Source organism: Arthrobacter sp. 147(2020), from assembly GCF_013116715.1.
Classification (GTDB): domain Bacteria; phylum Actinomycetota; class Actinomycetes; order Actinomycetales; family Micrococcaceae; genus Arthrobacter_D.
Genome location: NZ_JABFOM010000001.1, coordinates 299,646 through 317,176, shown reverse-complemented (window position 1 = coordinate 317,176; position 17,531 = coordinate 299,646). Strand labels below are relative to the sequence as shown.

Below are 17,531 nucleotides of genomic sequence, written 5' to 3'. Positions count from 1 at the left end.
CGGCCTCACCGCCTAGGACGCCACCATGTCGGCGTCGTCGAGGACGCCCGAGCCCACCAGGTCGCCGAGGTGCTGTTCGTACCGGGTCATCATCGCTTCCACGGAGAACCGCGCGGCGGATGCACGTACCTGGCGATTGTCGAGGGTGCGAGACTGTATTACGGCACGGGCCAGGTCGGCTGCCGAGAACCCTGCTGCGACCACACCACCCCGATCGTTAATGATCTCGCCCATCGCGCCGCAGGGCAGGGCGGCAACGGGGGTGCCGCAAGCCATGGCTTCGACGGTGGTTAGTCCAAAGGGTTCGGCCCACAGTGGTGAAGCGATAAATACCGTACCGGACCCCAGAAACGCGGCAAGCTGGCTATGGTCCAAATGGCCCACATGCTCGACCGACTCACTCAACAGCGGCGCAATGGTCCGGTTGAAGTAGTCCTGGTCACTGATGGGTCCGGCGAACCGGATGCGCATCCCGGCAAGGGCAGCCGCCTCGATGGCTACGTGCAGACCCTTTTCCGGAGTAATCCTGCCAGCCCAGACGGCAACGCTCGGGTGGCGGTCCGCTGCCGCATCCGTACCCCATTCCTCCAGACGGATTCCATTGTGGACCACATCGATGTCGCGAAGGTGGTGCCGCCACTGCCGGGCGTTGGCCGCGGAGACGCTCACTATCCGGTGCGCCGACTGCCGATTGTGGGTCTGGGCATCAAGCGCTGCGGTCACGCGTGGCAGGGGTGGAGTATGCAGAATGGTGAGCATCGGGTGGGCCGGTGGCGTGAGATGAGGCAGGGCGCTGAGCGAATTGTTGATGACGACGTCGAATGTGCCCTCATTGATTAATTGCAATGTTCTGTTCTGGGCCTCGTCCAGGAGACGGGTCTGGGCTTCCCTGGCCGGCCCCTCGGGATACCTGGTGAAGCTGAAGCCTGCGTCCAGCACGGACATCAGGCGGGCTGATGTGCGGCTGCCGCCCTTGGCGAACAGCGTGACAGTGTGTCCGCGTGCCGACAATTCCTCAGCCAGCAGCGCAGTATGCATTTCCAGCCCACCGGGGAAGGGGCTGGCGATGGGATGGTGCAGGTGGGCCATGACGGCAATGTTCAACGGTTGAGCAAGCAGCATAATGGTAAGTATGCTTCATTTCCGTGAAATGTCGACCCGGTGTGGCGCTTACCACTTAATTTTTGGGGCTCTCCGAGTGCAGCTTCTTGGCAATGAGATCCTGTTTCCGGACCGCCGCGTGAGTTGACCGCTCAGCGACCAACCACTTGGGTGGTTCCGCCAGCAGGGTGGTGATGTCAGCCGTCGTCAGCGGCTCGGTAACCCCGCCCCGCGCCAGTCCGCTGATGGAAATGCCGAGCTTCTGGGCTACCACCGGGCGGGGGTGGGGGCCGTTGCGGCGCAGCTCCGCGAGCCATTCCGGCGGGTTCTGCTGCAGCTGATTGAATTCCGCTCGGGTGACCTCGCTGTCCTGGAAATCCTGGGGTGCGGCTGGCAGGTAGATTCCCAGTTTCTTCGCCGCGGTGGCGGGTTTCATGGTCTGGGTGCTTTTAGCGGGGGTCATCCCTTAACCCTAGCTCCCCCGGCTGCCTCCGGACTGCTCTCCGCACGCATTCCGGCGAAGAACGCGGCCAGCTCAGCGTGAGCATCCAGCGGTAGCACGTGCGCCACGTACTGGTCTGGCCGGACGACAACGATGGCGCCACCGCGGTCCACCCCGCGCAGCTCGAAAATGTCGGCGGCTGGATCACTTCCGAAGACCTTTTCCAGGTAGTCCAGTTGGAAGGGACCCACCTGGGGCTTGAACACCGCAGGGACGGCATTGATGTCGATGCTCTGATGGTCCTGCTGATAGATCACCCTGACATCGAACCACGCGTCGTCGTCCAGTTCCACAGGGGTTGCGGTGAGTGGGGATTCGGGCGAGGTGCCAAGCCAGTCAGCCAACGTGGCCACTTTCGACGGTGTTCCCGGGAGGGGCTGGTCGGCAAATACGTAGATTCTCCAGCGTCCGTCGGCGGTCGCCTGATGGCCCAGGTGCAGAGGATTGGTATCGCAGACACGGACCACCGGTGCAGACTTGAACCGCTTGCCGATCGGGAACCCTGCCGCGAGTTCCTGGTGAACGGGTGCGCCCACGATCAGGGAAGGCGTGTATTCGGTCATGAAGCCAGCAGGAAACTCCATGGTGGAGGTGTAAAAGTTTTCCAGCTCGGCCGGATCCTCAAACTCCTCAGGTTTCCTGGCCATCAGTGAGGACCACTGCTTGTCGAAGTCGATTAGATTCTTCGCCACGACCTGACGTTCGGCGGAGTAGGTGGACAGCAGGCTTTCGGGACTGCGTCCTTCCAGGACATGCCCGAGTTTCCAGGCAATGTTGAACCCATCCTGCATCGAAACGTTCATACCCTGACCAGCCTTGGCACTGTGGGTGTGGCAGGCGTCCCCCGTGATGAAGACCCGTGGGGTACGGGTACCGATCTCTTCCGGGAGGACATCGTCGAACCGGTCCGTGAGCCGGTGGCCCACCTCGTACACGCTGTGCCACGCGATGTTGCGGACGTCCAGGGTGTAGGGGTGGAGGATCATGTTGGCCTTTGCGATGATCTCTTCCACTGTGGTGCTGCGGATCCCGCTCTTTGTGTGAGCATCGACGTCACCCAGGTCAACGTACATCCGGAACAGGTGACCGCCCTCCCGCGGAATGAGGAGGATACTCCCACCTGAGCCGGACTGGATGGCGCACTTCAGCCGGATATCGGGGAAGTCGGTCGCCGCCAGCACATCCATCACCCCCCACGCATGGTTCGCGGCGTCTCCGGCGAGGGTACAGCCGATCGCGGCGCGGACCTTGCTGCGGGCACCGTCGGCACCGATCACATACTTGGCTCGCACCGTCTGTTCGGTCCCCGCAAGCGGGCCTGCACTGTGGGTCAGGGTGACGGCAACCGGGTAGTCGCCGTCGTCGGAGACGGTGAGGCCGGTGAATTCCAGGCCATAATCGGGCCTCATCCGGGCGGGGGAGTTGGCCATGAATTCAGCGAAATAGTCCAGGACGCGGGCCTGGTTGACGATCAGGTGAGGAAATTCGCTCACGCCGGCAGGGTCATCCAGTGGTCGCGCGGTCCTGACAATGCGCGTTGGATCCGCTGGGTCCGGCTTCCAGAACGCCATCTCGGTGATCCGGTATGCCTCGGCGGTAATCCGTTCGGCGAACCCAAATGCCTGGAATGTTTCGACACTGCGTGCCTGGATACCGTCTGCCTGACCGATGGCGAGCCTGCCTGGCCGACGTTCGACGATGCGAGTGGTGATGCCCGGGAATTGGGACAGTTGGGCGGCGGCGAGCATGCCTGCCGGCCCGGTGCCAACGATCAGGACGTCCACCTGGCTGGGCAGCTCCTCTGGTCGGTTGACACCTGATCCGGCGGCTGCCTGGATGCGGGGGTCTCCTGATACGTAGCCGTGATGGTGGAAGTGCACGGGCTGTCCTTACTCACATCTTTGTGACACAAACTTGTGAATTGGCAGATCGATGTTCTCTATTTGAACGGCCGATCCAATAATCGAATGACGCTCAAACTGTATGACGAATATAACGCAGGTCACAATAACCCGGAGGCGCCGGGTGGTTGACGTGCCCCACGTCACACACGCTAGAATATCGTATACGATTTTGAACAATCTGCCGGATGAGAAGGAGAACGCTGCAATGGGAACCGCCTCCCAGACCACAGCATTGACCAGCGAGTTGCTTGCACGTACCCGCAAGGTCATTGCCGTCCATCTCAACTACCCCAGCCGGGCTGCCCAGCGTGGACGCACTCCCCTGCAGCCCTCCTATTTCCTGAAGCCCCCAACGTCGCTTGCGCTCGGATCAGTCCAGACCCCAGGAGTGGTTGAGCGTCCTTTGGGTTGTGAACTGCTCGGGTTCGAAGGCGAGATAGCCCTCATCATCGGGACCAGGGCGCGGCGTGTCGCCCCCGAAGACGCCTGGAGCCATGTCGCGTGGGTCACCGCCAGCAACGACCTCGGCGTCTATGACCTTCGCTACGCCGACAAGGGATCAAATGTCCGCTCCAAAGGGGGCGACGGGTTCACTCCGGTAGGCCCTCTCCTGATCCCGGCCGACGCCGTCGACCCCGCGTCGCTGCGGATCCGCACCTGGCACAACGACCACCTGGTCCAGGACGACACCACGGCCGACCTTCTCTTCCCGTTTGCCCGGCTGATTGCCGACCTGTCCCAGCTCCTCACGCTTGAGGAGGGCGACATGATCCTCACCGGGACACCCGCGGGCGCTTCGGTGGCCCACCCTGACGACCTGGTTGACGTCGAGGTCACCGCGGGAAGCTATAGCAGTGGACGCCTGAGGACCCAGGTGGTGGAAGGATCGACGCCGTTGGCGGACTTCGGTGCTGGCCCCAAACCCGATGACACCCAGCGCGAGGAAGCCTACGGATCGCGTGATGCGGCAGGACTGGCACCGCTGAAAGGGGCGCTGTCGCCGGACCTGCTGAAGAAACTGGAAAGCGTTGCCACTGCCACCCTTTCTTCCCAGCTGCGCAGACGGGGTTTGAACAACGTCAGCATCGACGGACTGCAGGCCACCAGGCCCGACCGGCGCGTGGTCGGTCTCGCGCGCACCCTGCGCTTCGTGCCCAACCGGGAGGATCTGTTCACCACTCACGGCGGTGGCTTCAACGCACAGAAGCGGGCCATTGACTCGGTCAATGAGGGCGAAATCCTCGTGATGGAGGCACGCGGGGAGAAGGGCACTGGGACAGTCGGCGACATCCTCGCCATGCGGGCCCAGGTGCGCGGGGCAGCAGCAATCATCACCGACGGCGGTGTCCGGGATTACTCGGCGGTGGCTGATCTCGAGATGCCCACCTACTTCGCCAACCCTCACCCGGCGGTCCTCGGCCGGCGCCATGTCCCGTGGGATACCGACATCACGATCGCGTGCGGAGGGGCGACCGTTCAGCCCGGCGACATCATCGTCGCCGACGCGGACGGCATCCTGGTGATCCCCCCGGCCCTAGCAGAGGAACTGGTGGAGGACTGCATCTTGCAGGAGCAGGAGGAGACCTTCATTCTCGAAATGGTGAAACAGGGAAACGGCGTGGACGGGCTCTACCCGATGAACGCCGACTGGAAGGCGAAGTACGCGCAGTGGGTTGCCACAGGAACCCCAGGTGACTGACGCCGTCGTCGCGCGGCGGCCCGGGATCCTGATTAATGATGAGACCGCGCCGGGTAGCAAGTCCGAGCGGGCCTACACAGCGATCAAGGCGCAGATTATCCGGGGCACGTACACCCCCGGATACCGGTTGGTGCTCGCCAAGATCGCCGGGGAGCTGGGGTTCAGCGTGGTTCCCGTGCGGGAGGCCATCCGGCGTCTCGAAGCCGAAGGATTGGTGTCGTTTGAACGCAACGTCGGAGCCACCGTCGCGGGAATCGATCCGACCGAGTATCTCTACACGATGCAGACCCTGAGCATCATTGAGGGCGCGGCCACGGCCCTGTCCGCACCACTGATTGATGCGGTGGAGATAGCCCGCGCCCGCGCTGTCAATGAGGAAATGCGCCAGTGCCTGGAGAACTTCGATCCAGTCCGCTTCACCGCACTCAACCAGGAGTTTCACGGCATCCTGTTTGAGCACTGCCCGAATCCGCACATCCTCGATCTGGTGCGCCGGGGGTGGATCCGGCTGGCAACGCTGCGGTCCTCAACCTTCCGGTTTGTCCCCGAACGGGCCCAGGAATCGGTCCAGGAACATTCCGCCCTGCTCCAGCTGATCGAATCATCCGCCGACGCCGACACGATCGAACGTTTCGCTCGCCGCCACCGCTCCACCACCCTCGATGCCTACCTCGCGCAGGCAACGCACCCCGCCACAGAACAGCAGTCAGGAAAACCATGACCTCCACTGTCCCCGCCTCCACCCATTACATCCCCGAGAACCTGCCCAGCCACCTCCAGCACTACATCAACGGGCACTTCGTTGATTCTGTCGGCGGCGGGACCTTCGACGTGCTGGATCCGGTGTCCAACACCAACTACGCCACCGCGGCCGCAGGCCAACAGGAAGACATTGACCTCGCCGTCGCCGCAGCCCGGGAAGCGTTCGTCAACGGCCCGTGGCCCCAGATGAAACCCCGTGAGCGCGCCAGGATCCTCAACCGGATTGCCGACGCCGTCGAGGCCCAGGAGGTTCGGCTGGCAGACCTTGAGAGCTTCGACACCGGCCTTCCCATCACGCAGGCCAAGGGCCAGGCCCTGCGCGCGGCCGAGAACTTCAGGTTCTTCGCCGACCTGATCGTCGCCCAGTTCGACGACGCCATGAAGGTCCCCGGTTCCCAGATCAACTACGTGAACCGGAAACCCATTGGCGTGGCCGGGCTAATTACGCCGTGGAACACCCCGTTCATGCTGGAATCCTGGAAACTGGCCCCGGCCCTTGCCACCGGCAACACGGTGGTGCTCAAACCCGCCGAGTTCACCCCGCTCTCCGCCTCCCTGTGGGCCCAGATCTTCAAGGACGCCGGACTACCTGACGGGGTCTTCAACCTGGTCAACGGCCTGGGCGAGGAGGCGGGGGACGCGCTGGTCAAACACGCCGACGTGCCGTTGATCTCCTTCACCGGCGAGACCACCACCGGTCAGACGATTTTCCGTAACGCTGCCGCCCACCTCAAGGGCCTCTCAATGGAACTCGGGGGGAAGTCACCCTGCGTGGTGTTCGCCGACGCAGACCTGGACGCGGCTATCGACTCAGCGCTCTTCGGCGTCTTCTCGCTCAACGGTGAACGGTGCACCGCCGGGTCGCGGATCCTCGTGGAACGGGCCATCTATGACGACTTCTGTGACAGGTATGCGGCGCGCGCGAAGGCGATCGTCGTCGGAGACCCGCATGATCCGAAGACCGAGGTGGGAGCGCTGGTCCACCCCGAGCACTTTGACAAGGTTGCCTCCTACGTCGAGATCGGGAAGTCTGAGGGTCGGTTGCTGGCAGGTGGCGGGCGTCCGGAGCACCTGCCGGAAGGCAACTACATTGCTCCGACGGTGTTCGCCGACGTCGCACCCAACGCCCGGATCTTCCAGGAGGAAATCTTCGGCCCGGTCGTGTCGATCACCCCCTTCGAGGACGACGACGAAGCCCTCGCGCTGGCCAACAACACGAAATACGGGCTTGCTGCCTACATCTGGACGCAGAACCTGACCCGTGCCCACACCTTCTCCCACAACATGCAGGCGGGAATGGTGTGGCTCAACAGCCACAACGTCCGCGACCTCCGCACCCCCTTCGGCGGGGTGAAGGCGTCAGGACTGGGCCACGAGGGAGGCTACCGCTCGATCGACTTCTACACCGACCAGCAGGCGGTCCACATCAGTCTCGGTGCCGTCCACACCCCGAAGTTCGGCAGCATCGCCGACCCGTCCGCAGTGCGGCGATAATTCGCTGCCCGCTGCCAGAGACACTGCTCAAAGAAGAGAGTTCATGATGACCAACTTCGTTCCCACGCCCACCGTCCCGGCACCCGACATTGTCAGGTGCGCCTACATGGAAATTGTTGTCACCGACCTGGTGCGCTCCCGGGAGTTTTACGTCGACGTCCTCGGGCTTCACGTCACCGAGGAAGACGAAACCACCATCTACCTGCGCTCGCTGGAGGAGTTCATTCACCACAACCTGGTGCTTCGCCAAGGGCCGGTGGCAGCCGTCGCCGCCTTCGCCTACCGGGTCAAATCCCCGGCCGAGGTGGACGCCGCAGAGGCGTACTACACGGAACTCGGGTGCCGGGTTGAACGCCGGAGGGAAGGTTTCACCAAGGGCGTCGGCGACTCGGTCCGGGTTGAGGACCCGCTGGGCTTCCCCTACGAGTTCTTCTACGACGTCGAACACGTGGAACGGCTCACCCAGCGCTACGATTTGTACTCGGCGGGTGAGCTGGTGCGCCTGGACCATTTCAACCAGGTCACCCCCGATGTGCCCCGCGGACGCAAATACCTCGAGGACCTCGGCTTCCGTGTGTCGGAGGACATCCAGGATTCCGACGGCGTCAGCTACGCCGTCTGGATGCACCGCAAGCAGACAGTCCACGACACCGCGCTCACGGGTGGGAACGGACCGCGAATGCACCACGTTGCGTTCGCCACCCACGAAAAGCACAACATCATCCAGATCTGCGACAAGATGGGGGCCCTTCGCATCTCGGACCGGATTGAACGCGGACCCGGTCGGCACGGTGTATCCAACGCCTTCTACCTCTACATCCTCGACCCGGACGGGCACCGCATCGAGATCTACACGCAGGACTATTACACGGGTGACCCGGACAACCCGACGGTCACCTGGGATGTCCACGACAACCAGCGCCGCGACTGGTGGGGCAACGCGGTTGTCCCCTCCTGGTACAGCGAGGCATCACTGGTCCTGGACCTCGACGGGAACCCCCAGCCTGTCGTCGTCCGCGAGGAAAAAAGCGAAATGGCTGTCACCGTAGGCGCAGACGGGTTCTCCTACACTCGCAAGGACGCCGATGACGCTGACGGCGAGCAGCGGGGTTTCAAATTGGGAGCGCAGCTGTAGCCATGCTGGATGCCAGAACAATCGAAGCCATTGCCGACGAGTTGGTGGAGGCAGGACGCAGCCGTACCCCGGTTCCCCGCCTCACCACCCGGTATCCCGGCATGACCGTCGACGACGCCTACGCCGTCCAACGACTGTGGCGCCAGCGCAACGAGGACGCCGGGCGGACCCTCGTGGGACGTAAGATCGGTCTTACCTCCAAAGCCATGCAGGCCGCCACCGGCATCACCGAACCCGACTACGGCGCCATCTTTGATGACATGGTGCTGGACACCGGCTGCTCGGTGGACTGGGGCCGGTACACCCACCCCCGGGTTGAGGTGGAGCTCGCGTTCGTGCTGAAGAGTGACCTGGCCGGTCCGGGCTGCACCATCTTCGATGTCCTCAACGCCACCGACTACGTGGTCCCCGCTCTCGAAATCCTGGACTCCCGGATCGAGATGGAGGGGAGAACCATCGTGGACACCATCTCCGACAACGCGGCAATGGGTGCCATGGTGGTCGGTGGCCGTCCGGTGAAGCCCGACGCCGTTGATCTCCGCTGGGTCGCGGCGATCCTGTACAAGAACCAGACGGTCGAGGAGACCGGCGTCGCCGCCGGAGTGCTCGACCATCCCGCGGCCGGCGTGCACTGGTTGGCCAACAAGATTGCCGCGCACGGCGATAGCATGAAAGCGGGGGACATCATCCTCGCGGGGTCCTTTACCCGACCGCTGTGGGTCACCAGAGGAGACACCATCCACGCCGACTACGGACCACTGGGAGCAGTGACATGCCGCTTCCACTAGCCGCCACTTTCCGCGCTGGCCTCGCGGTGGCCGACCGGCCACTGGCAGGGATGTGGGTGTGCTCCGGAAGCCCCCTGGTCGCCGAACTCTGCGCTGGCGCCGGCCTGGACTGGCTCCTCATCGATGCCGAACACAGCCCGAATGGCCTCGAATCCATCCTCGCCCAACTGCAGGCCGTCCACGGCTACCCGGTCCATGCGATGGTGCGACCCCCGGTGAACGAGACTGTGCTGATCAAGCAGTACCTGGATCTTGGAGTGCAGAACCTGTTGATTCCGATGGTCAACTCGGTGGCCGACGCCGAAGCGGCCGTAGCAGCGACCCGCTACCCGCCCGCCGGGGTGCGTGGTGTCGGATCAGCCTTGGCCCGGGCCTCCCGCTGGAACAGGGTACCCGGTTATCTGGGCGACGCCGCGGAAACCATCAGCGTAACCGTGCAGATTGAATCCAGCGCCGCCGTCGACGCGGTGGAGTCAATACTTGGAGTGGACGGCGTGGATGCCATCTTTATTGGGCCCTCTGACCTGGCCGCGTCAATGGGCGTGCTCGGCCAACAGGAACACCCCCTCGTGCGCGCCGCCGTCGAACGGTGCCTTGCGGCGGCGGCAAAAGCCGGCAAGCCGGCGGGCGTGAACGCCTTCAATCACCACACCGCGCGCCACTATCTGGACAGTGGTGCCAGTTTCATCCTGGTCGGAGCCGATGTCGCGGTGTTGGCTCGGGGTTCGGAAGCGCTGGCAGCGCAGTTTGTCCCCGTATCCGACGGCGATTCCCCCGCAAGCTACTAACCACCGGTCAGCTAGGGTGAGCAGATGTCCGAGCCCCAGCCCAGTGTCCTCACCGTCGGTTTCGTTCCAGGTGTGACCCCCGGCAAATGGGTCAGCCGGTGGCGCGACAGGCACCCTGGGAAGCCACTGGAAACCCTCGAATATGACGCTGCCAGCCAGCAGTCAGCGCTGCGGGATGGTTCGGTTGCCCTCGGCTTTGTCCGCCTTCCGGTGGACCGCGAGGGGCTCAGCGTGATCCCGCTCTACGAGGAGCAACCGGTGGTGGTGGCGGGCAAAGACCACGAGCTCTCACTGTTCGACGAGGTTCCCCTCGCCGAACTTGCCGCCGAAAACATCCTCGACGTCCTCGCTCACGGTGGAGCAAAGGCTGCTATCGAACTGGCGGCAACCGGCGCCGGCGTCGTGATTGTGCCAATGTCGATTGCCCGGCTCTATGCCCGCAGGGATGCTGTCTATCGGCCAGTCCTGGACGTACCGGTCACCACCATCGCCGTTGCCTGGCTTGCCGAGAACACCACCGAGGATATCGAGGAGTTCATCGGTATTGTCCGGGGACGCACCGAGCGCAGCTCGCGGCAGCCATCGGCGAAAGAACCGGCGAAGAAAGAAAAGAAGGCGCAGAAAACGGCCAGCAAAAAACAGGCGTCGGTGCGGGTGCAATCGTCTTCGCCGAAAGCCGGGGGGTCCAGAAAGTCGCCGACCGGGGCCAAGAAACAGAACCCTCGCGGGCGGAAACCCGGCGCCGGTGGGCGTGGTCGCCGCTAGGCATCAGTCCCCGTCACCGGCAGGCCGGCCATTGCTGTGTACCAACTGCGTTGCGTCTTCACCCAAACGACCTTTCCGGCGAGCTGGTGGGGGAGGATTAGGTGGGGAATTGCCGGGTGTCGCTTGGGAAAGGAAAGATCATGAGTCAAGGTAGCGTGCTTCAGCGCAACAACGTGACCGAGCTGGGGTGCGCGGACGGACCGGTGGTGGTGTTTGCTCACGGGTTCGGAACCGACCAGGGCATGTGGAGCAAGATCCTGCCGTATTTCGTTGGCAAATACCGCGTCATCCTCTTCGACCATGTGGGCGCTGGTGGGTCGGACCTGAAGGCCTACGATTCGATCAAATACAGCGATCTCCTGGGCTACGTCAACGACCTCCTGGAGATCTTTGAGGAACTCGACCTTCGCAACGTCACACTCGTTGGGCACAGCATCAGCGCGATGCTGGCCGTCACGGTGGCTGCTGGACCCAGCGAACGTCTCGACAGGGTGGTTTTGCTGGCGGCATCCCCCAGCTACATGGACCGGCCCGAGGACGGGTATGTTGGCGGGTTCTCCCAGGAGGATCTGGAGGAACTCTTTGAGTCGCTGGACGCCAACTATGTGGTGTGGGCCAGCAGGATGGCACCGGTATTCATGAACGCGCCTCACGATCCAGGACTCGGCATGGAGCTGGAGCAGAGGTTCCACAAGACGAATCCACTGATAGCTGGCGAGTTTGCCAGGGTTTCTTTCCTCACGGATGTCAGGCATCTGCTCGGCCAGGTGAAGGTTCCGACGCTGATCATGCAGTGCGCCGACGACGTGGTGGTGCCGCCGCACATCGGCAGGTACCTGGTCGATCACATTCCGCTCAGCACCCTGGTGAATATGAAGGCGAAGGGCCACTTCCCGCAGTCCAGTGCCTCCGAGGAGACGGCTACCACCATGCTGAACTTCCTGGAGCAGGTCAGCCCAGAACCTGTGCCGGTCGGGTGAAACCGGTAGATTTCGAGCGGTTCTTCCACGCTGCGCCGGCTGGCTACGTGGTGACCGCTACCGACGGAACGATCGTCGAGGTCAACGAAACGTTCAGCGAATGGGTGGGGACGGACCGTGCCAGTCTCCTGGGAAGCAGCTTCCTACGGATTCTGCCGGTGGGGGAGCGGATCATGTACGGCACCCATGCCATGGCCCAGTTGGACGAGGTGGGTTCCCTGGCGGAACTCTCCACCGAACTGCTGGGAGTCAACCGCACCCGCATTCCGGTGCTGCTGTCGATTGCCCGCCAGCCTGCGGCGGAGGGGCGCCCAGCGACCGACTGGATTGTCGCGTCACGGGCCACAGAACGGCGCCTGCATGAACGGGAACTCGTCGCAGCGCTCAGGGGCCTACAGGAGGCGGAGAGCGCACGGAACCGGCTTCTGGACGAGGCAAGGCAACAGGCCCTGCACGATCCACTCACCGGGCTCGCCAACCGGGCCCTGCTCCAGCGGAGCATTCGAGACGCCCTCATGGTGGCCGCGAGTACGGGAGAGAAGGTGGGGCTGCTCTTTTGCGACGTAAACAGGTTCAAGCGAATCAACGACAGCCTGGGACACACTGCCGGCGATGAAGTCCTGCGCCACGTCGCCGCCTGCCTCATAGCCGCTGCGGGATTCGGAAACATCGTCGCCCGCTACAGCGGTGACGAATTTGTGGTTCTGGTACCTGCCGTCAATGCTGCCAACGAGCTGGACGTCATCGAGGACCGGATCCGCCTGGCTCTGGCCCCTCCCGCGAAAATCCTGGGTCGCGATGTCACAGTTGACGTTGCGGTCGGATCCGCGCGTGCCGATCCAGAGCAGCATGGCAGCGAGGAAACGCTGCTGTCCCTTGCCACACAACTCATCGACGACGCGGACGCCGCCATGTATCGGCCCAAAGCCCGGTCGCGGGGAAAGCCGCTGGAGCGTATCCACCTGCCCGAACGCATCCGCCTGGAAACCGACCTCAGGGGAGCTGCCGGGCGGGGCGAGTTGACCGTCCACTATCAGCCGCAGTTCGACGCCGAAACCGGCACCATCGTCGGTGCGGAGGCGCTGGTGCGCTGGCAGCACCCCGAGTTGGGCCTGCTCACCCCGGTGGCCTTCATCGACATTGCCGAGGAAAGCGACCTCATCGAGGAGGTCGGAGAGTTCGTCCTCGTCTCAGCGTGCAGCTTCGGCGCGCAACTCCGACGGGAGGGGCATGCCATCAAAATGTCGGTCAACGTATCAGCAAACCAGCTCACCAATCCGCGGTTTGAACCCTTCATCGGCGCGACCCTCGGGAACACTGACTTTCCGGGAGACGCGCTCACCCTGGAAATCACCGAATCCCGGGTTATTTCCGAGGCGGTGATCCACAACGGAGCACTGGAGAATATCCGCAAGCTCGGCGTCGGTCTCTCAGTTGATGACTTTGGTACCGGCTACTCCTCCCTGTACCAACTCCGCCACCTCCCCGTGACCGAGGTGAAAATCGATCGATCGTTCATCAGCAGCCTCTCCGATGAGGGCTCCCTGGCCTTCATCGCAGGGATTGTCAGCCTGGGGCATGGCCTTGGTCTACGCGTCGTCGCCGAGGGCGTGGAACGGCCCGGTCAGCTGACCGTTCTTCGTGGCACGGGCTGCGATCGGCTGCAGGGCTACTATCTGGGGCGGCCAGTGGAGGAGTTGGAGTTCCGTGGGCTGCTGGCCACTTCCCCGTCCCACGGCCAAACTGGGTGGCCTTTCGCCGACGGGCGGCACAGCAGCTAGATCCCGCCCCGTACCGTCCGAATAATCTCCGCGTAGCGGTAGAACGACTCCCGCGGAACGCGCGCCAGCGTCGAGGGTTCCAGGCGCACCAAACCGAACCTCTTGGTGTACCCCTCCTGCCACTCCCAGTTGTCCAGCAGGGTCCAGTGAAAGTAGCCCCTGACATCGACGCCAGCGGTGATCGCGTCCCCGATCGCTCCCAGGTGCTGCTCCAGAAACTCAATCCGGCGGGTGTCATGCAGCACCCCCCTCGCATTCCCCGTTCCGCCTTGCGGTCCATCGTTGTAGGCACACCCGTTCTCGGTGATGTACACCGGCGGGAGCTGGGGGTAGGAGGCTCGTAGCTGCTCCAAGATGGCGGGCAGGCCCGCCGGGAGAACAGGCCACCCGAAGTCGGTGACCGGGACGCCGTCGTACGGTTTCGGCACGAAAGGGACCGGGTAAAAGGGGGGAGCAGCGCCCACCCTGGTGGGGAAATAATAGTTGACCCCATAAAAATCCAGCGGCGAGGAAATAATCTCCATGTCGCCCGGCCGGATCACCTCGAAGGAAATCCCGGCCACCGACTGCAGCTCGGGTGGGTAGGTGCCCGCCAGTACCGGACCCGCGAACTGACCGTTGTGATAGTGGTCGTAGAGCACCGCGAGGCGTGAGTCCCGCTCGGAGTCGGTCGCTGGTTCGACCGGGGAATGGTTGTTCACGATCCCCACGGGGGTGGAGAGCGTTTCGCGAAGAATCCGCACCGCGGTCCCGTGCGCCAGCAGCAGGTGATGGGCGACCAGGAATGCGCTGCCCAGCAACATCAGCCCTGGCGCAGCGTGACCGATCGCGTGACCCACACCCGCGTGGACCACGGGTTCGTTGATGGTCATCCACGCCGCGACCTTTCCGCCATACTCGTCCCGAAGAATCCGCGTGTAGTCAGCGAACGCAGCGACGGTGTCACGGTTCTGCCAACCCCCGGCGTCCTGAAGCGCCAGTGGCAGATCCCAGTGGTAAATGGTGACCCACGGTTGGATGCCCCTCTCCAGCAGTGAATCCAGCAGCCGGTGATAAAAGGCAACCCCTTCGGGGTTTGCGGGCCCGCGCCCGGAGGGTTGAATGCGGGGCCAGGCAATGGACATCCGGTAGGCCTGCCCGCCGAGTTCCTCAAGCAGGCCAAAGTCCTCCGCATACCTGTGGAAATGGTCGCAGGCTACCGCTGGGCTTGATCCGTCAAGGATGTTCCGGTGGCCGCTCGCATAGGCGTCCCAGATACTGTCACCCCGCCCGCCCGCATGGGCCCCGCCCTCGATCTGGGCGGCGGCAGTCGCAGTGCCGAACACGAACCCGGGAGGCAACCCGAAGAGGTTCATGGGCCTCCTTCCCCGGCGCTCAGCAGTATTCCTTCACCTAAAACCTCGCGGCCCGCTTTCGTCAATGGCTGTACACCAGTTCGTTCACCACTGGGGCGTCCCACAGCCCAGCCGACAGGTAGTGTGCTGGATATGCGGAGTAAACCCACCACCGGGACTGATGTCCCACCGGCCAATGGCAGGTTGCCAGGGAACCAATCGGGGCCGGTTGACCTTCGGCTCGCCAACCCGGCGCAGGTTGGTCCTACGGGGTTGCTCAAACCCGGGTGGGGGTTGTGGCAGGCCGGAGCCGGCCTGGTCCTCGTCCTGGCGCTGCCGCTGGGGGCCACCCTAGCCCTGTCTACGATGCTTCCCTTCGGACCGGAACTGGTTTTCGTTTCGCTCTGCTTCACCTGGCTGGTGTTGCTGGGAAGCAGTCTGGTGGCCTCGCGTGTGTGGGGATTCGGCTCATTGGCCAAGGATTTTGGCCTCCGGTTCAAATGGATCGACCTGGCGATCGGGTTGGGCGTCGGCATAGCGGCCCGCTTGGTCCTGGCTCTGGTGCAGGTGGTGATCACACTGCTGTGGCCGCTGGAAGAGGGTGAGGTCCTGCAGGGCAACGCGGAACTTTTCCTGACCGGGGACGATGGCTGGATCTTCGTGAACGCTGTGCTGGGAGGGGCCCTGATTGCACCGTTCCTTGAAGAACTGTTCAATCGGGGTCTGGTCCTTCGTGCGGTGCAGAACGCCTGGTGGGTAAAGGGATCGGCAAGGGGCAGGGTCTCGGCAGCCACTGAACGGCGGTCTCTGACCACCGCGACAGTAGTGGCCATCCTGGTCAGCTCACTCGCCTTCGGCCTCCTCCACACGGGCGCAGTCGGCGACCTGCGTTCGTCGGTCTACCTTCTGGTGGGAACTTTCACCGTAGGGGTCATTTGCGGCATTCTGACGGTCTGGACCGGACGGCTGGGTCCGGCCATTATGACCCACATCGTCTTCAACGGCTCGGCCATCGGACTGCTCCTCATGCTTCCCCCCGAACTGCTCACCTAGCGTCGGACCACCACTGAACAAACCCAGTACGCACGCCACCACCACGACAGGGATCCAGCATATGCATTTTAAGGAATATTCAAGTCTTCTGGTTGCTCACCAGGAAGCGATCGTCACCGTCACCCTCAATCGGCCCGCGGCGCTCAATGCGCTCTCGTCCGAGGTGATCGACGAACTGGATCATGTTCTCGATATCCTCGCTGCGGTGAACACCGGTGGGAAGTGGCCCTTCCGCGGGATGATTATCACCGGCGCGGGGGAGAAGGCGTTTGCTGCTGGTGCCGATATCCGCGAAATGACTGATATGAGCCCGGACCAGGCCTGGGCGTACAGCACCAGAATGCAGTCACTGACACTGAAGCTGGAGTCGCTGCACGTGCCGGTGATCGCAGCAGTGAACGGATTCGCACTGGGCGGGGGCTGCGAGCTAGCCATGGCCTGCGACTTCATTTACGCGACCACCCGGGCAACCTTTGGTCAACCGGAAGTGAGCCTGGGCCTGGTGCCCGGCTTTGGGGGTTCCGTCAGGATGCAGCAGCGGGTGGGGCCCGCTCGTGCCCGCGAGTTGCTCTACACGGGTCAACTGATCAAAGCAGACGAAGCGCACTGGGTGGGACTGGTCAATGCCCTCTTCGATAGCCAGGAGGAGCTGCTGGGCGGCGCCCGAAGCACCCTCCTGAGGATTGCCGGACAGTCTCCGACAGCGGTCGCGGCAGTGAAGTCGACCATGCGCCAGGTTGAGGGCCACGACACCGCCCGTGGTCTGGAGATTGAGGCTGAGGCCTTCAGGGAGGCTTTCAGGACCGCGGACATGCAGGAAGGCACCCGGGCATTCTTGGCCAAGGAAAAACCCGCCTTCCCCGGTCGCTGACAGGGGAAAGCGGGCTGCCGGTGACTAGGCCTTCGCGGGTTTGGTCACGGTGGCGGTAGGCTCCATGTTCTCGGCGTCCACCATCCACGCATACTGCTCCAGCTTCTCGATGAAGCCGTGCAGGATGTCCGCGGTGGTGGGGTCCTCCTCGTCGATCTGGTCATGCACGCCGCGCATGGTGGCGACGGCGCCCTCCAGCATGGCGACCACCATCGTCACGGTGTCGGCCGTGGACACCAGCCCGGCGGGGAACTGATTGAGGGTGGTGCCCTTCGCGACTGACGCGCTACGTCCATCGGGCACAGCGTGGAGCGCGCGCATCCGTTCGGCGATCTGGTCCGCGAAGAGGCGGGCATCGTCGATGATCTCATCCAGCTGCAGGTGCATGTCGCGGAAGTTCTTCCCGACGACGTTCCAGTGCGCCTGCTTGCCCTGGAGGTGAAGCTCAATGAGCTCGACCAGTACGGCCTGCATGTTGTCAGTCAGTGTCTTTGACGCCTTCATGGGTATCCTCCTGTGTATAGAACCTGCCCTCTCCAGCAGCTAGTAAAGCACCGGATGCGAGGGGTGGATC

General features: G+C 63.5%; 16 protein-coding genes. 11 read left to right on the top strand and 5 right to left on the bottom strand.

What is annotated here, in order from left to right; translation table 11 throughout:
- Positions 1 to 12: 12 nt before the first annotated feature.
- Genes HMI58_RS01545 through HMI58_RS01535 form a run of 3 tightly spaced genes read right to left on the bottom strand, consistent with a single transcriptional unit; the run spans position 13 to position 3,483 of the window.
- Positions 13 to 1,122: a glycosyltransferase gene (locus tag HMI58_RS01545; protein ID WP_171617910.1), complete on the bottom strand. Its 1,110-nt coding sequence runs from the start codon at positions 1,120 to 1,122 to the stop codon at positions 13 to 15.
- Positions 1,123 to 1,177: 55 nt separating this feature from the next.
- A complete protein-coding gene (locus tag HMI58_RS01540) occupies positions 1,178 to 1,564 on the bottom strand; it encodes a DUF5997 family protein (RefSeq protein ID WP_171617909.1) in 387 nt (128 codons plus the stop codon).
- The gene (locus tag HMI58_RS01535) at positions 1,561 to 3,483 is read right to left on the bottom strand and encodes an FAD-binding monooxygenase (protein ID WP_171617908.1); all 1,923 of its coding nucleotides are present in this window, start codon (positions 3,481 to 3,483) and stop codon (positions 1,561 to 1,563) included. The genes HMI58_RS01540 and HMI58_RS01535 overlap by 4 nt, the downstream gene beginning before the upstream one ends.
- A 229-nt stretch (positions 3,484 to 3,712) precedes the next feature.
- Here HMI58_RS01535 and HMI58_RS01530 point away from each other — a divergent pair, with 229 nt between their 5' ends.
- The 9 genes from HMI58_RS01530 to HMI58_RS14900 all read left to right on the top strand — a co-directional run bounded on the left by HMI58_RS01530 (position 3,713) and on the right by HMI58_RS14900 (position 13,699).
- A complete protein-coding gene (locus tag HMI58_RS01530; RefSeq protein ID WP_171584896.1) occupies positions 3,713 to 5,206 on the top strand; it encodes a fumarylacetoacetate hydrolase family protein in 1,494 nt (497 codons plus the stop codon).
- Between the two features lie 25 nt (positions 5,207 to 5,231).
- Positions 5,232 to 5,927, top strand: a complete 696-nt coding sequence (locus HMI58_RS01525; protein ID WP_171618002.1) for a GntR family transcriptional regulator — start codon at positions 5,232 to 5,234, stop codon at positions 5,925 to 5,927.
- Entirely contained in the window at positions 5,924 to 7,462 is a 1,539-nt protein-coding gene (gene hpaE / locus HMI58_RS01520) for a 5-carboxymethyl-2-hydroxymuconate semialdehyde dehydrogenase (protein WP_171584897.1), read from the top strand. The genes HMI58_RS01525 and hpaE overlap by 4 nt, the downstream gene beginning before the upstream one ends.
- A 46-nt stretch (positions 7,463 to 7,508) precedes the next feature.
- Positions 7,509 to 8,597 carry a 3,4-dihydroxyphenylacetate 2,3-dioxygenase gene (gene hpaD, locus HMI58_RS01515; RefSeq protein ID WP_171618001.1) on the top strand — a complete coding sequence of 363 codons (1,089 nt, stop codon included), beginning with the start codon at positions 7,509 to 7,511 and terminating at the stop codon, positions 8,595 to 8,597.
- Positions 8,598 to 8,599: 2 nt separating this feature from the next.
- On the top strand, positions 8,600 to 9,385 hold the full coding sequence (gene hpaH, locus HMI58_RS01510; RefSeq protein WP_171617907.1) for a 2-oxo-hept-4-ene-1,7-dioate hydratase: 786 nt from the start codon (positions 8,600 to 8,602) through the stop codon (positions 9,383 to 9,385).
- A complete protein-coding gene (locus HMI58_RS01505) occupies positions 9,370 to 10,173 on the top strand; it encodes an aldolase/citrate lyase family protein (protein WP_171617906.1) in 804 nt (267 codons plus the stop codon). The genes hpaH and HMI58_RS01505 overlap by 16 nt, the downstream gene beginning before the upstream one ends.
- A gap of 24 nt (positions 10,174 to 10,197) precedes the next feature.
- Positions 10,198 to 10,938: a LysR family substrate-binding domain-containing protein gene (locus HMI58_RS01500; RefSeq protein ID WP_171617905.1), complete on the top strand. Its 741-nt coding sequence runs from the start codon at positions 10,198 to 10,200 to the stop codon at positions 10,936 to 10,938.
- A 140-nt stretch (positions 10,939 to 11,078) separates the two neighbouring features.
- A complete protein-coding gene (locus HMI58_RS01495) occupies positions 11,079 to 11,918 on the top strand; it encodes an alpha/beta hydrolase (protein WP_171617904.1) in 840 nt (279 codons plus the stop codon).
- Positions 11,915 to 13,699 carry an EAL domain-containing protein gene (locus HMI58_RS14900; RefSeq protein ID WP_171617903.1) on the top strand — a complete coding sequence of 595 codons (1,785 nt, stop codon included), beginning with the start codon at positions 11,915 to 11,917 and terminating at the stop codon, positions 13,697 to 13,699. The genes HMI58_RS01495 and HMI58_RS14900 overlap by 4 nt, the downstream gene beginning before the upstream one ends.
- Here the strand turns inward: HMI58_RS14900 and HMI58_RS01485 are convergent.
- Positions 13,696 to 15,054: a GH1 family beta-glucosidase gene (locus HMI58_RS01485; RefSeq protein WP_171617902.1), complete on the bottom strand. Its 1,359-nt coding sequence runs from the start codon at positions 15,052 to 15,054 to the stop codon at positions 13,696 to 13,698. The genes HMI58_RS14900 and HMI58_RS01485 overlap by 4 nt on opposite strands.
- Before the next feature lie 132 nt (positions 15,055 to 15,186).
- Between HMI58_RS01485 and HMI58_RS01480 the strand changes: the two genes are divergently transcribed.
- Both HMI58_RS01480 and HMI58_RS01475 read left to right on the top strand, forming a co-directional pair.
- Positions 15,187 to 16,086 carry a type II CAAX endopeptidase family protein gene (locus HMI58_RS01480; RefSeq protein ID WP_171617901.1) on the top strand — a complete coding sequence of 300 codons (900 nt, stop codon included), beginning with the start codon at positions 15,187 to 15,189 and terminating at the stop codon, positions 16,084 to 16,086.
- A gap of 61 nt (positions 16,087 to 16,147) precedes the next feature.
- The gene (locus tag HMI58_RS01475; protein ID WP_171617900.1) at positions 16,148 to 16,957 is read left to right on the top strand and encodes an enoyl-CoA hydratase-related protein; all 810 of its coding nucleotides are present in this window, start codon (positions 16,148 to 16,150) and stop codon (positions 16,955 to 16,957) included.
- A 24-nt stretch (positions 16,958 to 16,981) separates the two neighbouring features.
- Here the strand turns inward: HMI58_RS01475 and HMI58_RS01470 are convergent, their stop codons facing one another.
- Positions 16,982 to 17,461, bottom strand: a complete 480-nt coding sequence (locus HMI58_RS01470) for a DNA starvation/stationary phase protection protein (RefSeq protein WP_171584906.1) — start codon at positions 17,459 to 17,461, stop codon at positions 16,982 to 16,984.
- Positions 17,462 to 17,531: the final 70 nt, after the last annotated feature.